We start from the raw sequence: 25,371 nt of genomic DNA on the forward strand, positions 1-25,371 counted from the left end.
TACGCCGAAGCGCCGGCGAGGCCAATGCCCGCGGCGACGCGAATGGACGCAGGCGCGATTTTCCCCAGTCATCGGCCGCCCGTGCATGGCCTTTGTCGATCCGGGTCACTAGATTAGGACGATGACCACCCGTCTCTACACGCATCCGATCTTCCTCGAGCATCTCACGCCGCCCGGACATCCCGAGCGGCCCGACCGCCTGCGTGCCATCGAGCGCGTGCTCGATGAGGAAGCCTTTGCCGGGCTCGATCGTATCCAGGCGCCGGAAGGCGACGAGGCCACCATCCTCTACGCGCATCCTGCCGATTTCGTCGCCCGCGTGCGCGCCGCCATTCCCGACGAGGGGATTGCCCGCATCGATGCCGACACCACTGCCAGTCCTAAGAGCTGGCAAGCGGCGATCACCGCGATCGGCGCCGCCAACGCCGCCGTCGATGATGTCTTTTCGGGCCGCGCCGACAACGTCTTCGTCGCCGCCCGGCCGCCCGGCCATCATGCCGAAAAGACCACGGCCATGGGCTTCTGCCTGTTCAACACGGCGGCGATCGCGGCGCGTTATGCGCAGAAGAAACACGGTGTCGAGCGCGTTGCCATCGTCGACTGGGACGTGCATCACGGCAATGGCACGCAGGATATTTTCTGGGACGATCCCTCGGTGCTCTATTGCTCGACACACCAGATGCCGCTTTATCCCGGCACCGGAGCGAAGACCGAAACGGGCGCCGGCAACATCGTCAACGCACCGCTGGCGCCGCAGACCGGCAGCGAAGTGTTTCGCGATGCCTTCCTGTCGCGCGTCCTGCCCGCGCTCGACAATTTCGCGCCCGACCTGATCATCATTTCGGCCGGGTTCGACGCGCACCACCGCGATCCGCTGGCCGAGATCAATCTGACCGAGGATGATTTCGATTGGGCGACCGGCCAGCTGATGCAGCGCGCGGCACGCCACAGCGGCAACCGGCTCGTCAGCCTGCTCGAGGGCGGCTACGATCTGCAGGGATTGGCATTTTCGGTCGCCGCCCATGTCGGTCGACTGATGAAAGGATGAACGATGGCTGGTGAGACCAACGAAGACGTCAAGGCGATGAGCTTCGAGCAGGCACTCGATGCGCTGGAGAAGATCGTCGATGATCTGGAGCGTGGCGACGTGCCGCTCGACCAGTCGATCAGGATCTATGAACGTGGCGAGGCGCTGAAGGCGCATTGCGACCGGCTGCTGAAGGCCGCCGAGGACAAGGTCGAGAAGATCAGGCTGTCGCGCGACGGCAAGCCGGTTGGAACGGAGCCGCTCGACGCGGATTGAGGCCGGTCCGAACGATGGCCTCGCCTCACCGGTTTTTGGACATGATCATGATCGAGGATATAACTCGTTGCGATTGAAACAGCTCAAGGACAAGAGGAGATACGGAAGCGATGTGCAGAAACATCAAGACCCTGTTCAATTTTGATCCGCCGGCAACCAATGACGAGGTGCGCGACGCGGCCCTTCAGTTCGTCCGCAAGCTGAGCGGAACGACGCGACCCTCGAAGCAGAACCAGCACGCCTTCGATCATGCCGTCGACGCCATCGCGGCCTCGGCGCGCGAACTGCTCGATTCCCTGGAAACCCATCAGCATCCGCGCAATCGCGAAGAGGTGGCGGCCAAGCTGCGGGCAAAGGCGGCCATCCGCTTTGCCTGATGCGGCCAGGCGGCCTTCGACCACCGACAAGGAGAGTCCATGAGCTTCTTCCCCGGGAAAGACCCTGAGGTGGGCGATGCGTTCGCCAGCGATCAGATCGAATTGATGGTCGTTCCGAACGCCAAGGACATCGGTGGTTTTCAGGTGCACCGTGCCCTGCCAACGGCAAAAAGGCGGTTGGTCGGTCCGTTCATCTTCTTCGACCGCATGGGTCCCGCGATCCTGCGGGCCGGCCAGGCGCTGGACGTCCGTCCGCATCCGCATATCGGACTGTCGACGGTCACCTATCTGTTCGACGGCAAGATCCGGCACCGCGACTCCCTCGGCACCGAAATGGTCATTCAGCCCGGCGACGTGAATTTGATGACCGCCGGCCGCGGCATCGTCCATTCGGAGCGTACGCCGGAGGAACTGCGTGGCGCGCCGATGTCGGTATCCGGCCTGCAGACATGGCTGGCGCTGCCGGACGACAAGGAAGAGGTGGCTCCTGTGTTCGAGAACACAGGAGCGCTCAGGCTTCCCCAGATTGATGCCGAAGGCGTCAACGGGCGCCTCATCATCGGCGATTTCCAAGGATTACGGTCCCCGGTCAGGGCCGATTCGGAGACGCTCTACGCCGACCTGCGCCTGGCGCCCGGCGCCAGCGTGAAAATCCCTGCCGATGCGGAAGAGCGCGCCATTTACACGCTGGAAGGCGAGGTCTCGATTTCGGGCGATGTGTTCCCAGCCGAACGGCTGCTGGTGTTCCGTCCCGGTGACGAGATCGTCGTGTCGTCGCAGACCGGGGCGCATTTCATGCTGTTCGGCGGCGCCTCTCTTGGTTCGAAGCGTTACATCTGGTGGAATTTCGTCTCGTCGTCGAAAGAGCGTATCGAACAGGCGAAAGAGGAATGGAAGACAGGCCGCTTCGACATCGTTCCAGGAGACGAGGAAGAGTTCATTCCGCTGCCGGAAAGCTGATGCCTGTCGCCCAAAGTGGCCCGGTTTTGGGGAAACGACCTGCATAGAAGCAAAAGACCACAGTCTGATCCGCGTCACTGACACGCATTTACTTTCGCCGGCCGGCGGCCTATTTCGCCCATCAACCGAAAGCCTGAGCACCGTGAACGCAACGCCGCATACGCCGCTTCTCGACAAGGCCCGCATCCCGGCCGACCTGCGCATGCTTGCCGAGAGTGAACTGCCGCAACTGGCGTCCGAGCTTCGCGCCGAGCTGGTCGACGCGGTATCCCGCACGGGTGGTCATCTGGGCGCCGGCCTTGGCGTGGTCGAGCTGACGGTGGCGCTGCACTATGTCTTCAACACCCCCGATGATCGGCTGATCTGGGATGTCGGCCACCAGGCCTATCCGCACAAGATCCTGACCGGCCGCCGCGACCGTATCCGCACGCTGCGCCAGGAAGGCGGCCTGTCCGGCTTCACCCGCCGCGCCGAGAGCGAGTACGATCCCTTCGGCGCTGCCCACTCCTCGACATCGATATCGGCCGGCCTCGGCATGGCCGCGGCCCGCGATCTCTCCGGCGGCCGCAACAATGTCATCGCCGTCATCGGCGACGGCGCCATGTCTGCCGGCATGGCCTACGAGGCGATGAACAATGCCGGCGCGCTCGATGCACGGCTGATCGTCATTCTCAACGACAACGACATGTCGATCGCGCCGCCAACCGGCGCCATGAGCGCCTATCTGGCGCGGCTGGCCTCCGGCAAGGCCTATATCGGCCTGCGCGATTTCGGCAAAAAACTGACGTCTTATCTCGGCAAGCGTGCGGATCGTGCGATCACAAGGGCGGTCGAGCATGCACGCGGCTACGTCACCGGCGGCACGCTGTTCGAGGAACTCGGCTTCTATCACATCGGCCCGATCGACGGCCACAATCTGGAGCATCTGATCCCGGTCCTGAAAAATGTCCGAGACAATGGCGAAGGCCCGGTGCTCATCCATGTCGTCACCCAGAAGGGCAAGGGCTATGCGCCGGCGGAAGCCGCCGCCGACAAATATCACGGCGTCAACAAGTTCGACGTCATCACCGGCGCGCAGGCCAAGGCGCCGGCCAACGCACCGGCCTACACCAAGGTGTTCGCCGAAAGCCTGGTCCAGGAGGGCCGCGAGGACGACCGCATCGTCGCCGTCACCGCAGCCATGCCGAGCGGTACCGGCCTCGACCTGTTCGGCGAAGCGTTCCCGTCGAGGACCTTCGATGTCGGCATCGCCGAACAGCACGCGGTGACCTTCGCCGCCGGCCTCGCCACCGAAGGCTACAAGCCGTTCGCGGCCATCTATTCCACCTTCCTGCAGCGCGCCTACGACCAGGTCGTCCACGACGTCGCCATCCAGAAATTACCGGTGCGCTTTCCCATCGACCGCGCCGGCTTCGTCGGCGCCGATGGCGCCACCCATTGCGGCGCCTTCGACACCACCTTCCTGGCGACACTGCCGGGCTTCGTGGTGATGGCGGCGGCCGACGAGGCGGAGCTGCGCCACATGGTACGCACCGCGGCAAGCTATGATGACGGCCCGATCGCCTTTCGCTATCCGCGCGGCAATGGCGTTGGCGTCGACATGCCGGAGCGTGGCTCCGTGCTCGAAATCGGCAAGGGCCGCATCGTCAGGGAGGGCACCAAGGTAGCATTGCTGTCCTTCGGCACACGGCTGCAGGATTGCCTGATCGCCGCCGAGGAGCTAGGGGCTGCCGGGCTCTCCACCACGGTCGCCGACGCCCGTTTCGCCAAGCCGCTCGACGAGGATCTGATCCGGCGGCTGGCCCGCTCGCATGAGGTTCTGGTGACGGTGGAGGAGGGCGCCGTCGGCGGCTTCGCCAGCCATGTGCTGCAGTTCCTCGCCCATGAAGGCCTGCTGGAAAGCGGCCTGAAGGTGCGCCCGCTGGTGCTGCCCGACGCGTTCACCGACCACGCCAAGCCGGAAAAGATGTATGCCGATGCCGGGCTCGATGCTGCCGGCATCGTGCGCACCGTGTTCGTCGCGCTCGGGCATACGGTTCGCGCCCAGCGCGCCTGAATCAAAGTCTCAGTGACTTGAATCAGTTTGCCGGCCAACGTTCTTAACGCGTTGTTTACGCTGCGGTTTGGCGCTTTGCTTACCGTGTCTCTTGGCCGTTTTTCAACGGCGCCCTGCTAGATCGTGATCAGGCAGGGAGACAGCAACAATGAAAACGCTTCTGTGGGGCGCAGCGCTTTGCGCCGTCATCGTCGCGCCGGCCACAGCCGAAACGCGCTATGATCGCAGCCTCGAAAAGGCGGCCATGGGCATCGTCGCCGGCAAGATGGGCGACATCCGCGGCGGCTTTTCCTTCAAGCAGGTGCCGCAACTGGTGGTTCTGCCGGCCCCCGTTCCCGCACCTGCGGTTGCCATCGAGCCTTCACGCGAGCAAGCGTCGGGAGGGCGTGCGGATGGGTTGTCTCCGGCCGTCGAGCGCCCGGTTTCGCGAAGCGTATTCTGAGCTAGAGACCAGCAAGCCCTGATCGGGATTGCCCGATCGTTTCATCGTGCTTTGCCGCTGTGCGGGTGATCTAAAGGCGTCGGCACTGCTACTCCGCCGCCACCAGCTCCGCTTGTTGCGCCGGTTTCTCGGGGCGCCAGGATTGCGCCGCGTGGCGGGCGCGGTCTGCCAGGGCGGCAAGGCGTCCGCGCAGGTTTCGTCCACCCACCACTGACGACAAGATCACCGAATGCGTCGCAAAGCGGCGCTTGAAATCCTCGCCGCCGCAGAGAAAATCGATCGTGGTCAAGCCCCTGTCGAACGACCACTGGATGTAATCCATCATCAAGACCATGCCCGGCGAGGCCCGTTCGAAGGCCGGATCATAGGTGGTGACGAAAGCCATCATCGTTCCATGCTGCTCGAAATTGATCGATATGGCGATGATCTCGTCTTCGCGTTCGAGCACGAAAATGCGCAGCAACCCAAGCCCGGCCAGAACCGAGATCAGTGCCGGCAGCGCGGGGGAACCTTCGTCGAACAGGTCCGAGACGCGGCCGTGTTTTGCGAGCCATAGCCGTTTCAGCGCGGCGACGCGTTCCAGCACCGGCTCGCGGGCTTCGTGCGCATCCATCAGGCGGAAACGCAGCGCGCCGCCTTCCTCCATGAATTTGTAACCACGGCGATAGTTTTGCCGGGTTTTCTTCGACTGGCTTTCAAACCATTGTGCGCCGCGTTGTCCGGCGCTGGAAACTCGGTAGCTGACCTCGCTGCGGTGGCTCGGCTGCAAAATGCTGCCCTGGCCTGGGGCGGCGGGACCAAGCAGGGTCCGGAATCGAGCATCGGGCAACAGCCGATTGAGATACGCAAGATCGAAGCCGCCATCGTCGAGGATATGTTGCCAGAGTTGCGGCAGGATCTGTGGCTCTGCATCGGGAGCAAGCAGGACATCGCCATAGTCGCAGTGATCCTTCGCCGCCCATTCCAGCATACGGATGCCCGAGCGCCAGAAGGTCGCGAGCGCAATGACCGCCTCGAGGCGCTCGCCGCTCCAGACCAGGCCGATCCTGAGGCCGCGGCGGTCCTGATGCGGTGTGGTGTGCCACCAGGCCGAGATCCAGTCGGGATGCTGGAAAACGAGGCCGCCGGCGCGTTGCCAGAGCGCTGCCCAGGCGGGCGCGATTTCTGCCAGTCGCTCTGGCGAGGTTGCAATTTCGATCCGGTGCGCTTGCTGCATCCGGAACACGGCCGGTCCGTTCATGGCTTGCCCCCCTGCGGCGATTGCTGTGGCTCGGGCTTGTCGGCGCGGAAATGTCTGGCGATCTGCCGCCACATCCGCTGCAGCGGCATGACATAGAGGCCTGCGAGCGACTGGTAGTCGCGCACGTTGCGTTCGATCAAACCGAACTTGAAGTCCTCGTCGGGTTTCGGAACGCACAGAGTTCCGAAGAGCCGATCCCAGAACGAGAAGAGCAGCCCGAAGTTCTTGTCGTAATGGCGCGGGTCGGTGCTGTGGTGCAACTGATGCCAGTGTGGGCACAGGATCAGATTGTTCAACGGCCCAAACGAGATCTTGAAATGCGTGTGCCTGACGAAATCCATCATCAGGATGTTGCGTATGATGTAGACGTTGACGCCGAAGACCGTCAGTTCAACCAGGTTCAGCGACACCAGCGACCAGATGCCGAAGCAGATGCCGGGAATGACGCCGTCCCAGGCCCGGTTCATCAATTCGTCGAGCGGGTGGACGCGATCCTTGGTGATGCCGACCATCACCTCGGCCGAATGGTGCACCTTGTGCAGTTCCCAGAGCACCGGGTAGCGGTGCTGGGCGACATGATAGAGATAGTACGAAATGTCGTAGGCAAGCAGCATGGTGAGGGTGAAGATCGTCACCGTCACAGGCCCCGCCGGCCCCTCGATCAGAGGCGGCTGGATTGCCAGCAGCGTGGAGAGCAACCAGTTCGTCGCATAGCCGACGGCGCTGACGAAGACGACGCCGGCGGGCAGCATGAGGAATGGCATCAGCGCCTTCCGCGTCACCCAGAACAAAAGGTCGGCTTTCGCCGAAGGATGCGTGATGACCTCATGCGGGACCGCGAACTCGAAGAATTCTTTCCAGCTCTTTTTCTCGACCGTGCGCCAGTAGGCGACCAGGGCACTGACCAAAGCAGTCAGCAACAGAAGTCCGGTCGCCAGCAGGCCGGCGCCGGAAATCCGGTCAAGAACCTTGTAGACGATGTCGCTGGCCATTTCCAAAGTTGCCGCCTCTCCATCCGGGTTTTCCCGTCGTCGCGGTCATAACATTGAAGTCCTCAAGCAAATGCGATGAAAATTGGTTAAGAAATCATGAGGCTTTCTAGATTGTTGGTATTTACCCGCAGGCGGTGAGACCTCATGCTTCGGCGGTCATCCGTCTCAACGGGCGTAACGCATGGGTATTCATAAGGATGGTCGGCGGGACGGAACGCCTCACCATCGTCGCCGTGCAAGATGCTGAGCGTGATGATGGGAACGGGAGACGAAATGCTTCCATGTGGCGCTCTTGCCATCGTCGTCGGCTTTCGCCATGAAGGCCGATGAATTCGCCTCTGCCAGCCAGCGCACGCCAGCGGCTCGACGACCTGCTCGTCCAGCGCGGGCTGTTTGCCAGCCGCTCACGTGCCCGCGATGCGGTCGAGCGCGGCACTGTGACCGTCGACGGCGTCATTGCGCGCAAGCCCGGCCAGAGCGTTTTGCCGCAATGTCACGTTGCCATCGATGATCCGGCGCAAGGCTATGTGTCGCGCGCGGCACTCAAGCTGATCGGCGGGCTCGATCATTTCGGCCTCGATCCTGCCGGCCGTGAAGCGCTCGACATCGGCGCCTCGACCGGCGGCTTCACCCAGGTGTTGCTCGAGCGCGGCGTGGCCCATGTCACCGCCGTCGATGTCGGTCATGGCCAGATGCATCCTGATATCGGCGGCGACCCGCGTGTGACGGTGATCGAAGGGCTGAACGCCCGCGACCTCGCCGTCACCGATCTCGGCGGGCGTATTCCGGATTTCATCGTCTCCGACGTCAGCTTCATCTCGCTGAAACTGGCGCTGCCGCCGGCCCTTGGCCTGGCCAAGGCTGGCGCAAAGGCCATGTTTCTGGTCAAGCCGCAATTCGAGGCCGGCAGGGAAGCGATCGGCAAGGGTGGTCTGTTGAAGGATCCCTTCGACGCCGCCCGTGTCGCCGGCCTGCTGCAGGATTGGCTGGACTCCGTTCCCGGCTGGCGCTCGCTGGGGCTGCATCTGTCGCCGATCGATGGCGGCGACGGCAATCGCGAATTCCTGCTCGGTGGGATCAAGGACCGATGAGCGCGCGCTTCAGCATCAGGAAACTTGGCGCCCAGGGCGACGGTGTCGCCGAGACCGAGACAGGCGATCTGTTCATTCCCTTCACACTGCCCGGTGAAACGGTCACCGCCGCGCGCGAAAGGGATCGCGCCATGCTGATGGCGGTGCTGGAAGCATCGCCGCTGCGCATCGATCCCGCCTGCCGCCACTTCACCGAATGCGGCGGTTGCGCGCTCCAGCATTTCGAAGCCGAAGCCTATCGCCGGTGGAAGCGCGAAAAAGTGGCGCACACCCTGAAGGGCAAGGGCATCGATTGCGAGATCGGTGACTTGGTCGCCTGCGCACCGCAGACGCGCCGCCGTGTCGTGCTTGCCGCCCGGCGCACCGAGACAGGCATGCTGCTCGGCTTCCATCGCCATCTGTCGCCGGAGATCGTCGCCATATCGGAATGCCCGATCTCGCTGCCGGAGATCGTTGCCGCCCTCGATCGCTTGAAGGCGCTCGCCGAATTGGTCTGCGCAACCACCAAATCGTTCCGGCTGGCGGTCACCGTGACCGGTTCGGGGCTTGATGTCGCGGTTCACGAATCCGGCAAGCTCGGGGAGCACCAGCGCCGGATCGCGGCTAACTTCGTCATGGCGCAGGGCTTTGCCAGGCTGTCCATCGATGACGAAATCATCATCGAGCCGAAAAAGCCGGTGGTCATGTTCGGCAGCGTCGCTGTCGCCTTGCCCCCGGGCGCGTTCCTGCAGGCAACCGAGGCCGCCGAACAGGCGATGGCCGACATCGTCGGCGGACATCTGAAGCGTGCCAAGAAGGTGGCGGATCTTTTCGCCGGTTGCGGTAGCTTTGCTCTGCGCCTGGCCGCGAAGTCGGAAGTCCATGCGGTGGAAGGCGATGCGGCAGCGCTTTCAGCGCTCGACCGTGGATCGCGCTTCGCCACCGGCTTGAAGCGGGTGACGGGCGAACGCCGCGACCTGTTCCGCCGGCCGCTGACGTTCAAGGAGTTGAATGCGTTCGACGGTGTGGTGTTCGACCCGCCGCGCGCCGGCGCCGAGGACCAGTCGAAGCAGATCGCCCGCTCGGATGTTCCCTACGTTGCTGCGGTATCCTGCAATCCGGTGACGCTGGCTCGCGACCTGCGCATCCTCATCGACGGCGGCTACGCCTTGAAGAGCGTGACGCCGATCGACCAGTTCCTGTGGTCGCCGCATGTCGAAGCGGTGGCACTGCTGGAGAAGCCGAAGAAGCGGCGATAGCCTGGAGGCTTCGGCCCTACGAACTTGGCGACAGTCGTTTCGACGTGCCGCCGCGTTGGTTGATCGACACCCAGGTGTTTGGGTTCTGCTGCGACTGGCGTTTCACGAAGTAATAGCCCGTCGCGTTCCAGGGCCTGATCTCATTGACCAGATTGTCCAGGACAAGATCGCCCTTGTCGGTTTTCACCGTCAGAATGGTGTGGCCTTCATTGTCCAGGTCGCGCACCACGGTCATCAGCAACGCCTGCCGGGGGAAACCCGCTGCCAGAAGAAGCTTGCGCTTGTAGAGCGCGTAGATCTTGCAGTCGCCCTTGCCGTCCACCGGATAGTCCCAGTGATCCGCCATCGTACCCCAGTGATCGAAATTGCTGACGGGTTTGATGGCGCTGTTCGCCTTGTGATTTATCCGCTTGAGGATGCGTAGGTTCTGCGCGGTCAGCTTGACATTCGCCGCCGGCAGAGCGGGCACCTTGCACTCCTTTGGCCGGCGATGGCAGAAATCGACCCAACCGTAGGGGACGCTGGTGCTTCCACCAACTGCGGCAGATTGCGTCGATCGCGACTTGAACAATGTCGACTTGAACAATGTCGACTGTGCCGCCGCCGGACTGGCTTGCAACCATGTCGCGCCAATCAACGAAACGAAGCCAAGCAGGAAAGAGGAGGTCAGGACGCCGGGGAAATGCCGCATTGCCAACACCACCGCAACCAGAGGGCCGGCACTGCGTTCGTGCGGAAACGGCAGCCCAGGCAGTTAAACACCTAACAATTTCCTAATGCCGATTGTGTTCACTTCAAGGTGCAGCCGGGAATTCAAACTGGAAAACGCAAGCATCAGCCGGCGCATTCGGTCTGACTCGACCATCAGGGCGCCAGCGACGGACCTTTGTCATGCGTCCTGCAAGCTGTCATATCCCGCCGTCTTTGCAGCCTTGAGGAAATTACGATCAAAGGTTGCAAAGCCAGCGCAATGAGCTGATTTCCCCAGATGCAGAGCATCTGCGAAATCCATTCCCTTCTTTGCGAGGTCGAGTGCGGACGACACCACCGCGCTGTCCGCGACCTCTACTGTTGGGAGCCCGCCAAATGTCCGCAGCGCGATGTCAGGCGCCGCATAACCGTAAGCGCCGGCGCAGCTCTCATGATGGCGCTCTCGGGTGCGCTCGTCGCCTGGATTTTGCGAAAGATCGCTCGAACCGGGCTATTGCCGTCCTATGCACTTGGCATCGCGGCCATGACGTTTGTCGCAGCTGCGCTGTATGTCTCCGGCCATGACGGGACCGTCGACTACCTGAGTGCTTGGGTCAAATATGCGATCGGTGGCGTCATCGCCTTCCTGATTCTCTACACGACTTCGCGCCGGTCTATCGGCAAGGCATAACGGCCCGGCCAGTTGGCCGTTCGCTCAGACCCGCGTGCCGCCCACCGTCATCTGGTTCATGCGCAGATGCGGCTGGCCGACGCCGACCGGCACGCCCTGTCCGGCCTTGCCGCACATGCCGATGCCGGTGTCGAGCTTCATGTCGTTGCCGATCATCGAGACGCGATGCATGGCGTCCGGACCGTTGCCTATCAGCATCGCGCCCTTGATCGGCTGCGTCACCTTGCCGTTCTCGATCATGTAGGCCTCGGTGCAGCCGAACACGAATTTGCCCGAGGTGATGTCGACCTGGCCGCCACCGAAGGAGACGGCATAGATGCCGTTCTTGACCGAGGCGATGATTTCGTCCGGCTCCATGTCGCCCGCCGTCATATAGGTGTTGGTCATGCGCGGCATCGGCTGGTGTGCGTAGCCTTCGCGGCGGCCGTTGCCGGTTGCCTTCATGCCCATCAGCCGGGCGTTCTGGCGATCCTGCATGTAGCCGACCAGCTTGCCGTCCTCGATCAGCACATTGCGGGCTGAAGGCGTGCCTTCGTCATCGACTGTCAGCGAGCCGCGCCGCTCGGGCATCGTGCCGTCGTCGACGACGGTCACCCCCTTGGCGGCGACCTGCTGGCCGAGCAGTCCGGCGAAGGCCGAGGTCTTCTTGCGGTTGAAATCGCCTTCCAGCCCATGGCCGACGGCCTCGTGCAGCATGACGCCCGGCCAGCCGCTGGACAAGACGATGTCGAAGGTGCCGGCCGGCGCCGGTATCGCCTCAAGATTGACCAGAGCTTGCCTGAGCGCCTCCTTGGCGGCGTGCTTCCAGCTGTCCTCGACCAGGAATTCGCCAAACGCCTTGCGGCCGCCCATGCCGTAGGAGCCGCTCTCCTGGCGGTCGCCATTGCCGACAACGACGGAGACGTTGACGCGGACCAGCGGGCGGATGTCGCGCACCACCTGGCCGTCGGCGCGCACGATCTCGACATGCTGCCAGGATGCGGCGAGCGATGCCGAAACCTGCCGCACGCGCGGATCCTCGGCGCGCAGCCAGGCGTCGATTTCCTGCAGGAGCTTTGCCTTGGCCTCGAAGGAGGGCGAGGGGATCGGGTTCTCTTCGCCATAGAGATGGCGGTTGGTGCGGGCGGGTGCGGCGGCAAGCGTGCCGGAATAGCCGCCCTTGACGGTCGAAACGGCATCGGCCGCGCGCAGCAGCGAAGCTTCGGAGAGTTCGCTGGAATGGGCATAGCCGCTGGCTTCGCCGGCAACCGCGCGCAGGCCAAACCCTTGGTCGGTGTTGAAGTTGGCGGTCTTCAGCCGGCCATTGTCGAACATCAGCGCTTCGCTCTCGCTGTATTCGAGGAACAGCTCGCCGTCATCGGCGCCGTTGATGGTTTCGGCGACGATCTGCTTGATGCGATCGTCTGAAATGTCGAATTGGCCGATCAGGCTGTTCATGGCGCGTCCGTTCACAGGAGGAATGGGTCTTTGCCACGATGTAGGCGCGAAGGTGCGCCGAGACAATCGCTCAGCCGCATTGTGAAGACAAAAGCGGTTTGCCAGCAGACCGTCGACGTCACTTCTGGTTGATGAAGCCGGTGATGTCGCCGGGCTTTCAGGGGAGGGCGGCGAAGCCGTCGGCAAAACCCTTGAGGTCGACCGGGATGCCGATGCCTTCTTCCGGGGTCTGGAAGACGATGAAGGTGGCCGACGTGCCGGTCTTCAGCGTGTCGAGAAGCGGCTTTTCGAGGATAACCTCGGCATAGCAGCCGTCCTGGAAACAGCGCACGAAATAGGCGCGACCGATGTCTTTGCCGTCGACATTGAGGCCAAGCCCGTTGGGCAAAAGCACGCCGAGCGGCGCCAGCACGCGCAGGATCTCCGCCTTGTTGTCGGCGGTGCGCAGCACGACGACCGACAGTCCCATCTCCGGACGGTCCTCGGCGACGACGTTCTGCATCATCACGCATTGTTCCGAGGTGGCACCGGCCGGCGTGTCGCAGATGATCGACCATGCGCCATGCGTCGAGCGAACGGTACCGCTCGGTTGCGCGGCGTTCGCCGTGCCGGACACGATCGCGGACAAGCCGATGCCAGACAGGGCGGCGAAAAAGATGACCTTCGCCCAGTTTCTCGAAAACCGAGAGTTTCTCGAAAGCCAGTAATTCATGACGGCTCCATTGCGAATCACGGCACTTTAAGCCGCGCCAAAGCCAAGTAAAGGACGAGACCGCACCAGGTCTGCCCCGAAAAAGCCAATACGGCGCTTTTCCCTGCCAATTTCGCCCGAATTGCGACGTTCGGCACGTGCGCGCCGCGGGAATGCCGCTGTGGGTTCAATGTAGGCGATTCGGGGCTGCCGCGGCTGCCTCCAAAGGCACATCCGGGCTTGCGCGCAAAAATGCCGCACGGTTTCGTCCGCTCCTTTCTTGCGGAGGGAAAAAGAGTATGGTTTGAACCAGCTTGAAACTGTCGGGATTCCCGTCCCGGCATTGTTCGTTATTCTCGTGGGTACCACAGCGAGGAACTGGGAGACGATGAGGGCGATGAGAAATTTCCTGGCAAACGCCAAGGTTCCAGCAAGTGCCAAGTTTCTAAGTGCTTGTGCCGCTATCACGTTTTTCGCCGGCGCATCCGCCCATGCCGACCAGCCCAAGAACTGGGAGACAACCTTCCAGGCGCCGGCGACCGACATGATGCGGCAGATCGAGTGGTTCGGGAACTACACAATGTGGTTCATCGTCCCGATCACAATCCTGGTGCTGATTCTTCTCGCCTATTGCATCATCAGATTCCGCGCGAGCGCCAACCCGGTTCCGTCCAAGACCAGCCACAACACGTGGATCGAGTTGATCTGGACGATCGGACCTGTCGTCATCCTGCTCCTCATCGCTATCCCCTCGTTCCAGCTGCTGACCGCGCAATACACGCCGCCGGAAGAAGCAAAGCTGACCGTCAAGGCGACCGGCAACCAGTGGAACTGGGACTACGAGTACCAGACCGACAACACGCTCTCTTTCAACTCCGCGATCCTCCAGGACGCCGAACGCGCCGCTGCCGGCAAGGAGGACCGCAAGGTCTACCCACGCCTGCTGGCCGTCGACAACGAGCTGGTCGTGCCGGTCAACACCATGACCCGCGTGCTCGTCACCGCGACCGACGTGATCCACTCCTTCGCCATGCCGTCGTTCGGCATCAAGATCGACGCCGTTCCGGGTCGCACCAACGAGACCTGGTTCAAGGCGGAGAAGGAAGGTATTTTTTACGGCCAGTGCTCGCAGCTCTGCGGCAAGGACCATGCCTTCATGCCGATCGCCATCCGCGTCGTCTCCGATGCGCAGTTCAAGACCTGGCTGGCGGCAGCCAAGACCGACCTGCCCGGCGCCAACAAGACGCTGATGGCCGAGGTCGACGGCCAGAACAAGGTAGCGGCCGCCGGCAACTGATGCCGCGGGTTAGCAAGATTTAGGGAACGGAGCGGAACATGGCAGACGCTGCAGCTCACGACGGGCACGACCACAAGCCTTATCACGGCTGGGTGCGCTGGGTTTATTCGACCAACCACAAGGACATCGGCACGCTCTACCTGATCTTCGCGATCATGGCCGGCATCATCGGCGGCGCCTTGTCGGTCGCCATCCGCATGGAACTGCAGGAGCCTGGCATCCAGATCTTCAGCGGTCTGGCGCAGATGGTCTACGGCATGAACGGTGACGCCGCGATCGACGGCGGCAAGAGCATGTACAATGCCTTCGCCACCGCGCACGCCCTGATCATGATCTTCTTCATGGTCATGCCGGCGCTGATCGGCGGTTTCGCCAACTGGATGGTCCCGATCATGATCGGCGCGCCCGACATGGCGTTCCCGCGCATGAACAACATCTCCTTCTGGCTGCTGCCGCCGGCCTTCATCCTGCTGCTCACCTCGATGTTCATGCCGAGCGCACCGGGTGCCTATGGCGTCGGTGGCGGCTGGACGCTTTATCCGCCATTGTCGACTTCGGGCCAGCCCGGGCCGGCCATGGATCTGGCGATCCTGTCGATCCACATTGCCGGTGCCTCGTCGATCCTCGGCGCCATCAACTTCATCACCACGATCTTCAACATGCGCGCGCCTGGCATGACGCTGCACAAGATGCCGCTGTTTGCCTGGTCGGTGCTGATCACCGCCTTCCTGCTCCTGCTGTCGCTGCCGGTTCTGGCCGGCGGCATCACCATGCTGCTCACCGACCGCAATTTCGGCACCACCTTCTTTGCGCCCGATGGCGGCGGCGACCCGATCCTGTTCCAGCACCTGTTCTGGTTCTTCGGTCACCCTGAAGTGTACATCCTGATCCTGCCGGGCTTCGGCATCATCAGCCACGTCATCTCGACCTTCTCGAGGAAGCCGGTGTTCGGTTACCTCGGCATGGCCTACGCCATGGTGGCGATCGGCGCCGTCGGCTTCATCGTCTGGGCGCACCACATGTACACGACCGGCCTGTCGCTCGATACGCAGCGCTATTTCGTCTTCGCCACCATGGTCATCGCGGTGCCGACAGGCGTGAAGATCTTCTCCTGGATCGCGACGATGTGGGGCGGGTCGATCTCGTTCAAGACGCCGATGCTGTGGGCGCTGGGCTTCATCTTCCTGTTCACCATCGGCGGCGTCACCGGCGTCCAGCTGGCCAATGCCGGCCTCGACCGCTCGCTGCATGACACCTATTTCGTCATCGCCCACTTCCACTACGTGCTGTCGCTGGGCGCGGTGTTCGCCATCTTCGCCGGCTGGTACTACTGGTTCCCGAAGATGACCGGCTACATGTATTCGCCCGTCATCGCCAACACCCACTTCTGGGTCACCTTCGTCGGCGTGAACCTGATCTTCTTCCCGCAGCACTTCCTCGGTCTCGCCGGCATGCCGCGCCGCACCATCGACTACCCCGATGCGTTTGCCGGCTGGAACTATGTGTCGTCCATCGGCTCCTACATCTCGGCCGTCGGCGTCCTGATCTTCCTCTATGGCGTGTTCGAGGCCTTCCAGAAGAAGCGGATCGCCGGCGCCAACCCATGGGGCGAGGGCGCAACGACGCTCGAATGGCAGCTGCCTTCGCCGCCGCCCTTCCACCAGTGGGAACAGCTGCCGAAGATCAAGTAAGGCGGCTGCCCGCTCGAATACGAAACCGCCGGTCCGCCGGCGGTTTTGGCCAACGGATGATGGACTTAAGTACGCATGGCCCTTGTCGACGACCCATTGATTGACGAAGCGGGCTTTCGCATGTCGGAAGCGACGGCGGGCGATTTCTTCGCGCTGCTGAAGCCGCGCGTCATGTCGCTGGTGGTGTTCACCGCCTTTGTCGGCCTGGTCGCCGCACCCGTGACCATCAACCCTCTGCTGGCGGTGATCGCCATCCTGGCTATTGCGATAGGTGCTGGCGCCTCCGGCGCACTCAACATGTGGTACGATGCCGACATCGATGCCGTGATGACCAGGACCGCCAGCCGCCCGGTCCCGGCCGGTCGCATCCAGCCGCACGAAGCGCTGACCTTCGGGCTGGTGCTGTCGGTGCTGTCGGTGATGACGCTCGGCGTGCTGGTCAACTGGCTGGCGGCGACGCTGCTGGCCTTTACCATCTTTTTCTACGCCGTCGTCTACACGATGTGGCTGAAGCGCTGGACGCCGCAGAACATCGTCATCGGCGGGGCCGCCGGTGCCATTCCGCCCGTGATCGGCTGGGCCGCGGTGACCGGGACGGTCAGCCTCGAAAGCGTTGTCTTGTTCCTGATCATCTTCCTTTGGACGCCGCCGCATTTCTGGGCGCTGGCGCTTTTCAAATCCGAGGACTACGCCAAGGCCGGCATTCCGATGATGCCCAACGTCGCCGGCCACGCTTCGACGCGCCGCCAGATCTTCGCCTATGCGCTGGTGCTTGCCCCGGTCGGCGTGCTGCCGTGGATGCTCGGCTACACCACGCCCTTCTATGGCGTGGCCGCCCTGTTGCTCGGGGTCGGTTTTGCTTGGTACGCGTGGAAAGTGCTTGGCATGGCCGACGATGACCGCGTCATGAAACCGGCCAAGGCCCTGTTCGCCTATTCGCTGCTTTATCTCTTCGCCATCTTCGCTGCCTATCTGGCCGACAGCGTTGTCGAACGCGCGCTTGCCATGGGTGGAGCATGACCATGATCGAGGAAAAGCTCGAGACCGTCACGTTGACCGAGCGTCAGAAGAAGGCGCAGCGCAGCCGTTCCATCGCCATCGGCGTGGCGCTGGCGCTGCTGGTGGTCATTTTCTACATCGCGACGATCGTGAAGTTCGGCCACAATCTGGGCACGATGTGATGAGCGTCGAGACGTCCAGGAAAGCGGCGGGCAAGAACAGCAACGTCATCGTCGCGGCTGTCTGCCTCGCCTTCTTCACCGGCATGATCGGCATGGCCTATGCCGCGGTGCCGCTCTACAAGATGTTTTGCCAGGCGACCGGCTATGGCGGCACGACGCAACGTGCCGAGAAGCAGTATGCCGGCCGCGTGCTCGACCGCGAGATCACCGTCCGCTTCGATGCCAACATCGCTGGCGTGCCGTGGGAGTTCCAGCCGGTCCAGCGCTCGATGACGATGAAGATCGGCGAGACCGTGCAGGCGCACTATCAGGCGACCAACAAGTTCGATCGTCCCGTGACCGGCCGCGCCACCTTCAACGTGCAGCCTGAGCTGGCGGGACCATATTTCAACAAGGTCGAGTGCTTCTGCTTCACCGACACGACGCTGAAGCCCGGCGAGACGCTGGACATGCCGGTCCTGTTCTACGTGGACCCCGACATCGTCAATGTGCCGGAGCTCAAGGACGTGAAGACGATCACGCTGTCCTACACGATGTTCCCGGTCGAGAAGACCAAGCCGGTCGCCTCCTCGGCGCCGGCCGATGGCAACAGCAAGACAATTTCGAATACCGAAGCAAATCTCGGGGGTTGATATGGCAGACGCGCACGCAAAACCACAGCATGACTATCATCTCGTCGACCCGAGCCCATGGCCTTTCCTAGGCTCGGTAGGGGCGCTCGTCATGGCCTTTGGCGGTGTCGCCCTGATGGAATATCTGAAGGGCGGGTCGTTCCCGGTCTTCGGCTTCAACATCGCCAATCCGTGGCTGTTCTTCATCGGCCTCGTGATCGTCCTCTACACCATGTTCGCCTGGTGGTCGGACACGATCAAGGAAGCGCATGAGGGTCATCATACGCGGGTCGTGTCGCTGCACCTGCGCTATGGCATGATCATGTTCATCGCCTCGGAGGTGATGTTCTTCGTTGCCTGGTTCTGGGCCTATTTCGATGCCAGCCTTTTTGCCGGTGAGGCACAGAACTACGCGCGCGCCACATTTACTGGTGGCGTCTGGCCGCCGAAGGGCATGGAGGTTCTCGATCCCTTCCATTTGCCGCTCTACAACACCGTCATCCTGCTGCTGTCGGGCACCACGGTGACCTGGGCGCACCATTCGCTTCTTCACGGCGACCGCAAGGGGCTGATCAACGGCCTGGTGCTGACCGTTGGCCTCGGCATGCTGTTCACCATGGTGCAGGCCTACGAGTACATGCACGCTCCGTTCGCTTTCAAGGATTCCATCTATGGCGCCACCTTCTTCATGGCGACCGGCTTCCACGGGTTCCACGTCATCATCGGCACCATCTTCCTGTTGGTCTGCCTGATCCGGGCGATGAAGGGTGATTTCACCCCCAAGCAGCATTTCGGCTTCGAGGCGGCCGCCTGGTACTGGCACTTCGTCGACGTGGTCTGGCTGTTCCTGTTCGCCTCGATCTACGTCTGGGGATCGGTCGGCGCGGTGATCGAGGGTCACTGATCCAGGCCTGAGGGATTTTCATTTCTGGAGGCGGCCGCGGCAACGTGGCCGCCTTCTTCTTTTTGGCGCAATGATCGCTGATCGATTGCCAATGCGACTGACAATCTTCCGGGCTATTTGCGCATTGATGATCGGGGCACTCCCGGCCTTTGCCGGCGAGAAGGTGGACCTGGTGCGTGTTCACAAGGCCGAACGCCGGCTGGAACTGATCGGCGACGGCAAGGTCCTGCGAAACTACGGCATCGCGCTCGGCGGCGATCCCGTCGGGCACAAGCACCAGGAGGGCGATCAGCGCACGCCCGAGGGGAACTATGTCCTCGACTGGCGCAACCCGAACAGCATCGCGCACAGATCGATCCATATTTCGTACCCCAATGCCGACGATGAGGCCGCCGCCAAGGCGCGCAATGTCGGCGCGGGCGGCATGATCATGATCCACGGCCAGCCGAATGGTTATGGCTGGTGGGGCTGGCTGCTTCAATTGGTCGACTGGACCGACGGCTGCATTGCGGTTACGGACTCCGACATGGACGAAATCTGGGCGCTGGTGGCCGATGGCACACCGATCGAAATCGAGCGGTAAGCAATGAGCGACGACGCTCCCATGAGTGAAGACAGAGCGATCTGGCCGCCGATCGATCCGATCTCGGCCGGCCTACATGGCCGCTGCCCGCGCTGCGGCGAGGGGCGGTTGTTCTCCGGCTTCCTCACTGTCGGCAAGCGCTGCGTCAATTGCGGCCTTGATTATTCCTACGCCGATGCCGGCGACGGGCCGGCGGTGTTCGTCATCCTGATCATAGGCTTCCTTATCGTCGGCCTGGCGCTCTGGGTTGAAGTCACGCTTAGCCCGCCGCTCTGGCTGCATCTGCTGGTCTGGATTCCGCTGGCTGTCGTGCTGTGCCTGGCGGCGCTGCGGCTGATCAAAGGCGTGCTGCTGACGCTGCAATACCGCAACAAGGCGGCCGAAGGCCGGTTGGATCGCGGCGAATGAGCGAGGCAACCGTTAAAGCCGATGGCCGATCGCGGCCTAGGACGGCACTGCTGCTCGGCCTTGGCCTTGTGCTGTTCCTGATCCTGCTGGTGCTCGGCACCTGGCAGGTGCAGCGCCTTTATTGGAAGGAAGGCCTTCTGCAGACCATCGACCAGCGCACTCATTCAGCGCCGCGGCCGCTGGCCGAGGTCGAGAAAGAATTCGCAGCCACCGGGGACGTCGATTATACGCCCGTCGCCGTCACCGGGACGTTCCTGCATCAAGGCGAACGGCATTTTTACGCGACCTGGGAAGGCGATGCCGGCTTCAATGTCTACACGCCGCTGGCGCTCGACGACGGCCGCTTCGTCCTGATCAATCGCGGCTTCGTGCCTTACGATCTGAAGGATGCCGCCAAGCGCGCCAAGGGACAGGTGACTGGCAGAGTGACGGTCACCGGGCTCGCCCGCAACCCGCTGCCGGCGAAGCCGTCGATGATGCTTCCTGACAACGATGTGGCGAAGAACATCTTCTACTGGAAGGACCGCGACGTCATGGCGGCGAGCGCGGGCCTGCCGGCTGGGTTCACGCTGGTGCCGATCTTCATCGACGCAGACAAGACGCCAAATCCAGGCGGATTGCCGGTTGGCGGCGTCACTATCATCGACCTGCCGAACAGCCATCTGCAATATGCCGTCACCTGGTACGGGCTTGCCGCAGCGCTCGCCGCCGTGCTCATCCTGCGGCTTCGTCGCCCCGCGAAAAAGGAATGAACGCGAGCGACGCCCCCTTTCTACCGATGCCCTTGACAGGGCAGGGGTGCGCACCTCATTTCGGCTTTGATCAACCGGCCCGGATTTAATGCTTCAGACAACCACCAAACCACCTCTGACGATCCGGCTCTGCCAGCCGCGCGGTTTTTGCGCCGGTGTCGACCGTGCCATCCAGATCGTCGTGCTGGCGCTGAAGAAATATGGCGCGCCGGTCTATGTCCGCCATGAGATCGTGCACAACCGCTATGTCGTCGAGGGGCTGCAAAGCCTTGGCGCCGTCTTCATCGAGGAACTCTCCGAGATCCCGGCCGAACATCGGCAGTCGCCCGTCGTGTTCTCGGCGCATGGCGTGCCGAAATCGGTGCCGGCGGATGCGAAGGCGCGCAATCTCTTCTATCTCGATGCCACCTGCCCGCTGGTGTCGAAGGTCCACAAGCAGGCGATGCGCCATCAGCGGCTCGGCCGTCATGTGCTGTTGATTGGTCACGCCGGACATCCCGAGGTGATCGGCACCATGGGCCAGCTCCCGGACGGAGCGGTGACCCTGATCGAGACCGAAGCCGATGCCGCAAAGCTCTCGCCCGTCGATCCGCAGGCGCTAGGCTTCGTTACCCAGACCACATTGTCGGTCGAGGACACCGCCGGCATCATCCGCGCCTTGCAGGATCGCTTTCCGGCGCTGCAGGCGCCAGCGGCGGAATCGATCTGCTATGCCACCACCAACCGCCAGGAAGCCGTCAAGGACACCGCGCCGGGCGCCGATCTCTATCTGATCGTCGGCGCGCCGAATTCATCCAATTCGCGACGACTTGTCGAAGTGGCGGAGCGTGCAGGCGCCACCATGTCGCTTCTCGTGCAGCGCGCCGCCGAGATTCCGTGGAATGACATCGGCAACATTTCGACGCTCGGCCTGTCGGCCGGCGCGTCGGCGCCCGAAATCATCGTCGACGAGATCATCGACGCGTTCCGGCAGCGCTTCGATGTCACGATCGATCTGGCCATCACGGCCACGGAAACGGAGGATTTTCCGGTCATGCGGGTACTGCGCGATGTCGAACTGACGCGGGCCGACATGGCCTTCGTCAATGGAGCCGCGTAAGGCACATGGCGGTCTACACTGACGTCGCGGAAGGCGAACTCGGCGCATTCCTGAAGCGCTATCCGGTCGGCGATCTCCTGTCCTACAAGGGCATCGCCGAAGGCACCGAGAACTCGAACTTCCTGCTGCACACCTCGAGCGGCTCCTACATCCTGACGCTCTATGAGAAACGCGTCGAGAAGGCGGATCTGCCGTTTTTCCTCGGGCTGATGGGCCATCTCGCCTACAAGGGCGTGTCCTGCCCGCTGCCGGTGACCGCGCATGACGGCAGCGTCATCGGCACGCTCGCCGGCCGGCCGGCGGTCATCATCACCTTCCTGGAAGGGCTTTCGTTGCGGCGGCCCACAGCCACGCATTGTGCCGAGGTCGGCAAGGCGTTGGCGCAATTGCATCTGGCCGGCGCCGATTTTTCGATGACGCGTCCGAATGCCCTGGCCATCGACGGCTGGCGCAAGCTCTGGGACGCAGCGCGCGACCGCGCCGACGAGGTCGAGCCGGGCCTGGCGGCCGAGGTTGATGCCGACTTTGCCGATTTTGAGCGCAACTGGCCCAAAGACCTGCCGCAAGGCATCATTCATGCCGATCTTTTCCCGGACAACGTTTTCTTCCTCGGCGAAAAGCTCTCCGGCCTGATCGACTTCTATTTCGCCTGCGACGACCTCTATGCCTACGATGTCGCCACCTGCCTCAACGCCTGGTGCTTCGAGAAGGATTTTTCCTTCAACCTGACCAAGGGCAAGGCGCTGCTCGCCGGCTACCAGAGCGTCCGGCCCCTGAGCGATCAGGAAAAGGCTGCGCTGCCGATGCTGGCGCGCGGTTCGGCGTTGCGCTTCATGCTGACCCGGCTATACGACTGGCTGACCGTCCCCGATGGCGGGCTGGTGATGAAACGCGATCCGACCGAATACATCAGAAGGATGCGGTTCCACCGGGCGATCAAATCTCCTTCGGAATATGGATTGGCCTGATATCATGAGTAAACAGGTTGAGATCTTCACCGACGGCGCTTGTTCGGGCAATCCCGGCCCTGGCGGCTGGGGCGCGATCCTGCGCTTCAACGGCACCACCAAGGAGCTTTCCGGCGGTGAGGCCGAGACGACCAACAACCGGATGGAACTGTTGGCCGCTATTTCGGCGCTGAACGCGCTGAAGGAACCGTGCACGGTCGAGCTTCACACTGACAGCAAATACGTCATGGACGGCATTTCCAAGTGGATCCACGGCTGGAAGAAGAACGGCTGGAAGACCGCCGACAAGAAGCCTGTCAAGAACGGTGAACTCTGGCAGGCGCTCGACGAGGCCAACAAGCGCCACCAGGTCACCTGGAACTGGGTCAAGGGCCATGACGGCCATGTCGAGAACGAGCGCGCCGACGAACTCGCGCGCGAAGGCATGGCGCCGTTCAAGAAAGGCCCGTTCAAGCCTGCAGCAGCGCCAAAGCCTGCTGCGCCGGCAATCGCGAAGGTGCGGCGCTCGACCCAGAGCTATTGAATTTCAGGAGCGGCGCGGCTCGGGTACGAAGAAGCGGATCAGCCAGCGGGCGGCGGCAACTACTACGATATCGGCGCGCATTCCGTTGTCTACGGCTGGCAGCCGATCGACAGGCCGACACAGCCGTAAGCGCTTATCGTATCAGCAGCGCCGTGCCCCAAAGCCCAAGTGCGAACACCGTGTGCGACACCAGGTTCAGCGCCCGGATCCGCATCGGGTTGGGCCGCTTCGAGGCGGCCCAGCCGGCGCCCATGCCGGGTGCCAGCAGGAACCAGCCGGCGCCGACGGTGACGATGCCGAGGATGAGGGCCGGCAGAAATGTCGGCGCGGCAAGCCAGCCCGCTCCGGCCAGCACCACCAGGATGATGCCGTAGGCGATGCCGACAAAATAATGAAAGGCCCAACCCAGCGCCTTTTCATGCGCGTAAGGTGCTGCATCGCCGATATCGTCGTGGAAGACCTTGTCACGGAGATGCCAGACCCAGCGGCCGACCGGCCCCCAGTTCGGCCATGGCTGGCCGAACGCCTTGTGCAGGAAGATGGCCCAGAGATCCATCAGCACGGTGGCGCCGACGCCGATCGCGATAGCGCGCCAGAAGATGTCAAACATCGCTAGGATCCCCCCAAAGCAACCCATGAACCACAAGCGCCATCGCCGTTGCGGCCGAAGGCGCACTGAAGTTCAGAGCTGTCCCAGAATATGGGCCGCGCCGGACTCGTCGACACCGGGCTTGGTCTCGACATTGAGCGCGGTGACCTTGCCGTCGTCGACGATCATCGAAAATCGCTTCGAACGCAGCCCCATGCCGCTGGTGGAAAGGTCATTGTCGAGGCCCACTGCCTTGGCGAAATCGCCACTGCCGTCGGCCAGGAACAGGATCTTGCCCTCGCCGCCGGTGAAGCGCGCCCAGGCGCCCATGACATGGACGTCATTGACCGAAACGACGGCGATGGTGTCGACGCCGCGCGCCAGGATGGCGTTATGGTTCTCGAGATAGCCGGGCAAGTGGTTGTTGCTGCAGGTCGGCGTGAAGGCGCCGGGAACTCCAAACAGAACGACCTTTTTGCCCGGGAAGATCTCGGCCCCGGTGATCGGCTTGGCGCCGTCGTCGGTCATCGTCTTGAAGGTCACGTCAGGCAGCTTGTCGCCAACGGAAATGGTCATGGATTCCTCGCTTGGGAAATGGGGAAGGACGTGTCTTTGCGTAGCGAACCCAACGGCTTCCTGCAACCGTTGCGATGGGCTGGATCAAGGGAAAGGCAGAACCCCTTCGACAGCGCCCGCCGCACTCGTCAGCGTATAGTGAAGCCCGCCATCGGTCGGCGTCGTCGAGGGGCGGTCGAGGATCGGCACGGTGAAAATCAGCTTGCCGTCCTTTTCGCTGCGGGCCGGGGTGCCGAACATGTAGTCCCGCTCGCCGGCAACGAAGAAATCCGCCGCCGCCGGATCGCCGGGAAAGCTCGCCTCGACAATCAGCGTCTCATGGTCGCCCGGCAGCACATTGATGCCGAAATCGGACCTCGCGGGCGCAGGCAGTGCCGTAAAACTCGCCTTCACCAGCGCCGCGTCCTCGGCATTGTCCGGATCGGAGGCGGGGTCGACGGTCAGCCGCGTCTGCACCGGAATGCAGATCGTTTCGCAGATGCCGAGAAAGATGTCGGCATCGATCACCGCCGGCTGGTTCGGCGTCGCCAGCGTGAATGTCACCGGCAGAGAGACCGGATAGTTGTAGCCCGCCCATTTGCCGTAGCCGTCGTCATGGCGCTGCGGCGCCGGAAACGACAGAGCGGCGTCGGCGATGTTGGTGCTGGCCGAAATGTCGAGTTGCGGCGGCACGCCCGCGTCTCCCGGATCGCGCCAATATGTCTTCCAGCCGGGCTTGAGCGCTATGTCGAGAACGCCCCGTATGCGGCCGGCATCGTCGGCTTTGCCTGATGTAACCAGCCGGACCTTGCCGCCTTCGCTGTTGTACCACGCCGACGAAGAGGCGGCGGCGGGAAGAGCGGTGGCCGATCCGATGGCGGCGCCGAGCAGCAGGATTTTCAAGCTTCGCATGGCGGTGATTTGATCGTCCGTTCGTGGCCGCGCAATGATTTCATGGCCTTGCCGGTATCATATTTGCGTGACTTCGAGGGAGAAGAATGT

29 protein-coding genes are annotated in these 25,371 nt (G+C 62.8%); 21 read left to right on the forward strand and 8 right to left on the reverse strand.

Features of this window, described 5'->3' with window-relative positions:
- Positions 1-121 precede the first annotated feature (121 nt).
- The 6 genes from A4R29_RS08055 (at position 122) to A4R29_RS08080 (ending at position 5,138) form a co-directional block, all read left to right on the forward strand.
- Positions 122-1,048 (forward strand): histone deacetylase family protein, encoded by a 927-nt coding sequence (locus A4R29_RS08055; protein ID WP_063167671.1) that lies wholly within the window; start codon positions 122-124, stop codon positions 1,046-1,048.
- A gap of 3 nt (positions 1,049-1,051) precedes the next feature.
- Complete coding sequence (locus tag A4R29_RS08060) at positions 1,052-1,303, forward strand: exodeoxyribonuclease VII small subunit (RefSeq protein ID WP_013532792.1); 252 nt, start codon at positions 1,052-1,054, stop codon at positions 1,301-1,303.
- A gap of 110 nt (positions 1,304-1,413) precedes the next feature.
- The gene (locus A4R29_RS08065; protein ID WP_013532791.1) at positions 1,414-1,680 is read left to right on the forward strand and encodes a DUF2277 domain-containing protein; all 267 of its coding nucleotides are present in this window, start codon (positions 1,414-1,416) and stop codon (positions 1,678-1,680) included.
- A 39-nt stretch (positions 1,681-1,719) separates the two neighbouring features.
- The gene (locus A4R29_RS08070) at positions 1,720-2,640 is read left to right on the forward strand and encodes a pirin family protein (protein ID WP_063171652.1); all 921 of its coding nucleotides are present in this window, start codon (positions 1,720-1,722) and stop codon (positions 2,638-2,640) included.
- A 142-nt stretch (positions 2,641-2,782) separates the two neighbouring features.
- On the forward strand, positions 2,783-4,696 hold the full coding sequence (dxs, locus tag A4R29_RS08075; RefSeq protein WP_013532789.1) for a 1-deoxy-D-xylulose-5-phosphate synthase: 1,914 nt from the start codon (positions 2,783-2,785) through the stop codon (positions 4,694-4,696).
- 148 nt (positions 4,697-4,844) lie between these two features.
- Positions 4,845-5,138 (forward strand): hypothetical protein, encoded by a 294-nt coding sequence (locus tag A4R29_RS08080; protein WP_063171653.1) that lies wholly within the window; start codon positions 4,845-4,847, stop codon positions 5,136-5,138.
- Positions 5,139-5,226: 88 nt separating this feature from the next.
- On the opposite strand, the gene A4R29_RS08085 is transcribed toward A4R29_RS08080, so the two are convergent.
- Together A4R29_RS08085 and A4R29_RS08090 are read right to left on the reverse strand one after the other, a co-directional pair.
- On the reverse strand, positions 5,227-6,378 hold the full coding sequence (locus A4R29_RS08085; RefSeq protein ID WP_013532787.1) for a GNAT family N-acetyltransferase: 1,152 nt from the start codon (positions 6,376-6,378) through the stop codon (positions 5,227-5,229).
- Positions 6,375-7,370 carry a sterol desaturase family protein gene (locus tag A4R29_RS08090; RefSeq protein ID WP_063171654.1) on the reverse strand — a complete coding sequence of 332 codons (996 nt, stop codon included), beginning with the start codon at positions 7,368-7,370 and terminating at the stop codon, positions 6,375-6,377. The genes A4R29_RS08085 and A4R29_RS08090 overlap by 4 nt, the downstream gene beginning before the upstream one ends.
- Before the next feature lie 326 nt (positions 7,371-7,696).
- Here A4R29_RS08090 and A4R29_RS08095 point away from each other — a divergent pair, with 326 nt between their 5' ends.
- Positions 7,697-8,461 (forward strand): TlyA family RNA methyltransferase, encoded by a 765-nt coding sequence (locus tag A4R29_RS08095; protein ID WP_013532785.1) that lies wholly within the window; start codon positions 7,697-7,699, stop codon positions 8,459-8,461.
- A complete protein-coding gene (locus tag A4R29_RS08100; RefSeq protein ID WP_063171655.1) occupies positions 8,458-9,699 on the forward strand; it encodes a class I SAM-dependent RNA methyltransferase in 1,242 nt (413 codons plus the stop codon). Before A4R29_RS08095 ends, A4R29_RS08100 begins: the two co-directional genes overlap by 4 nt.
- Positions 9,700-9,715: 16 nt before the next feature.
- On the opposite strand, the gene A4R29_RS08105 is transcribed toward A4R29_RS08100, so the two are convergent.
- Complete coding sequence (locus tag A4R29_RS08105; RefSeq protein WP_063171656.1) at positions 9,716-10,390, reverse strand: transglutaminase-like cysteine peptidase; 675 nt, start codon at positions 10,388-10,390, stop codon at positions 9,716-9,718.
- A 450-nt stretch (positions 10,391-10,840) separates the two neighbouring features.
- Between A4R29_RS08105 and A4R29_RS08110 the strand changes: the two genes are divergently transcribed.
- Positions 10,841-11,080 (forward strand): hypothetical protein, encoded by a 240-nt coding sequence (locus A4R29_RS08110; RefSeq protein ID WP_063173621.1) that lies wholly within the window; start codon positions 10,841-10,843, stop codon positions 11,078-11,080.
- Between the two features lie 24 nt (positions 11,081-11,104).
- Here the strand turns inward: A4R29_RS08110 and tldD are convergent, their stop codons facing one another.
- Complete coding sequence (gene tldD, locus A4R29_RS08115; protein WP_063171657.1) at positions 11,105-12,517, reverse strand: metalloprotease TldD; 1,413 nt, start codon at positions 12,515-12,517, stop codon at positions 11,105-11,107.
- 157 nt (positions 12,518-12,674) lie between these two features.
- Positions 12,675-13,229 carry an invasion associated locus B family protein gene (locus tag A4R29_RS08120; protein ID WP_013532781.1) on the reverse strand — a complete coding sequence of 185 codons (555 nt, stop codon included), beginning with the start codon at positions 13,227-13,229 and terminating at the stop codon, positions 12,675-12,677.
- 376 nt (positions 13,230-13,605) lie between these two features.
- On the opposite strand from A4R29_RS08120, the gene coxB reads away from it, so the two are divergent.
- The 12 genes from coxB to rnhA all read left to right on the forward strand — a co-directional run bounded on the left by coxB (position 13,606) and on the right by rnhA (position 23,225).
- Positions 13,606-14,505: a cytochrome c oxidase subunit II gene (gene coxB, locus A4R29_RS08125; RefSeq protein WP_013532780.1), complete on the forward strand. Its 900-nt coding sequence runs from the start codon at positions 13,606-13,608 to the stop codon at positions 14,503-14,505.
- Positions 14,506-14,543: 38 nt separating this feature from the next.
- Entirely contained in the window at positions 14,544-16,196 is a 1,653-nt protein-coding gene (gene ctaD / locus A4R29_RS08130) for a cytochrome c oxidase subunit I (RefSeq protein ID WP_013532779.1), read from the forward strand.
- Positions 16,197-16,271: 75 nt separating this feature from the next.
- A complete protein-coding gene (locus A4R29_RS08135; RefSeq protein WP_024503612.1) occupies positions 16,272-17,216 on the forward strand; it encodes a heme o synthase in 945 nt (314 codons plus the stop codon).
- Positions 17,217-17,218: 2 nt separating this feature from the next.
- Positions 17,219-17,377, forward strand: a complete 159-nt coding sequence (locus A4R29_RS32895; protein ID WP_013532777.1) for a hypothetical protein — start codon at positions 17,219-17,221, stop codon at positions 17,375-17,377.
- Complete coding sequence (locus A4R29_RS08140) at positions 17,377-18,009, forward strand: cytochrome c oxidase assembly protein (RefSeq protein ID WP_063171658.1); 633 nt, start codon at positions 17,377-17,379, stop codon at positions 18,007-18,009. Before A4R29_RS32895 ends, A4R29_RS08140 begins: the two co-directional genes overlap by 1 nt.
- A gap of 1 nt (position 18,010) precedes the next feature.
- Positions 18,011-18,892 (forward strand): cytochrome c oxidase subunit 3, encoded by an 882-nt coding sequence (locus A4R29_RS08145; RefSeq protein WP_013532775.1) that lies wholly within the window; start codon positions 18,011-18,013, stop codon positions 18,890-18,892.
- 91 nt (positions 18,893-18,983) lie between these two features.
- Positions 18,984-19,475 carry a L,D-transpeptidase family protein gene (locus tag A4R29_RS08150; RefSeq protein WP_063171659.1) on the forward strand — a complete coding sequence of 164 codons (492 nt, stop codon included), beginning with the start codon at positions 18,984-18,986 and terminating at the stop codon, positions 19,473-19,475.
- A 21-nt stretch (positions 19,476-19,496) separates the two neighbouring features.
- Positions 19,497-19,883 (forward strand): DUF983 domain-containing protein, encoded by a 387-nt coding sequence (locus A4R29_RS08155; protein WP_024503617.1) that lies wholly within the window; start codon positions 19,497-19,499, stop codon positions 19,881-19,883.
- A complete protein-coding gene (locus A4R29_RS08160) occupies positions 19,880-20,635 on the forward strand; it encodes an SURF1 family protein (protein ID WP_063171660.1) in 756 nt (251 codons plus the stop codon). The genes A4R29_RS08155 and A4R29_RS08160 overlap by 4 nt, the downstream gene beginning before the upstream one ends.
- Before the next feature lie 88 nt (positions 20,636-20,723).
- The gene (gene ispH, locus A4R29_RS08165; RefSeq protein WP_013532771.1) at positions 20,724-21,734 is read left to right on the forward strand and encodes a 4-hydroxy-3-methylbut-2-enyl diphosphate reductase; all 1,011 of its coding nucleotides are present in this window, start codon (positions 20,724-20,726) and stop codon (positions 21,732-21,734) included.
- Between the two features lie 5 nt (positions 21,735-21,739).
- On the forward strand, positions 21,740-22,702 hold the full coding sequence (locus tag A4R29_RS08170) for a homoserine kinase (protein ID WP_027164144.1): 963 nt from the start codon (positions 21,740-21,742) through the stop codon (positions 22,700-22,702).
- A gap of 4 nt (positions 22,703-22,706) precedes the next feature.
- Entirely contained in the window at positions 22,707-23,225 is a 519-nt protein-coding gene (gene rnhA / locus A4R29_RS08175; protein WP_063173622.1) for a ribonuclease HI, read from the forward strand.
- A gap of 133 nt (positions 23,226-23,358) precedes the next feature.
- On the opposite strand, the gene A4R29_RS08180 is transcribed toward rnhA, so the two are convergent.
- From A4R29_RS08180 to A4R29_RS08190, 3 genes are all read right to left on the reverse strand, one after another.
- On the reverse strand, positions 23,359-23,835 hold the full coding sequence (locus A4R29_RS08180) for a DUF2938 domain-containing protein (protein ID WP_063171661.1): 477 nt from the start codon (positions 23,833-23,835) through the stop codon (positions 23,359-23,361).
- Positions 23,836-23,907: 72 nt separating this feature from the next.
- Complete coding sequence (locus tag A4R29_RS08185; RefSeq protein WP_063171662.1) at positions 23,908-24,390, reverse strand: peroxiredoxin; 483 nt, start codon at positions 24,388-24,390, stop codon at positions 23,908-23,910.
- Between the two features lie 84 nt (positions 24,391-24,474).
- Complete coding sequence (locus A4R29_RS08190) at positions 24,475-25,281, reverse strand: protein-disulfide reductase DsbD domain-containing protein (protein WP_063171663.1); 807 nt, start codon at positions 25,279-25,281, stop codon at positions 24,475-24,477.
- Positions 25,282-25,371: the final 90 nt, after the last annotated feature.

This window comes from Mesorhizobium ciceri biovar biserrulae (assembly GCF_001618845.1).
GTDB lineage: Bacteria > Pseudomonadota > Alphaproteobacteria > Rhizobiales > Rhizobiaceae > Mesorhizobium > Mesorhizobium ciceri.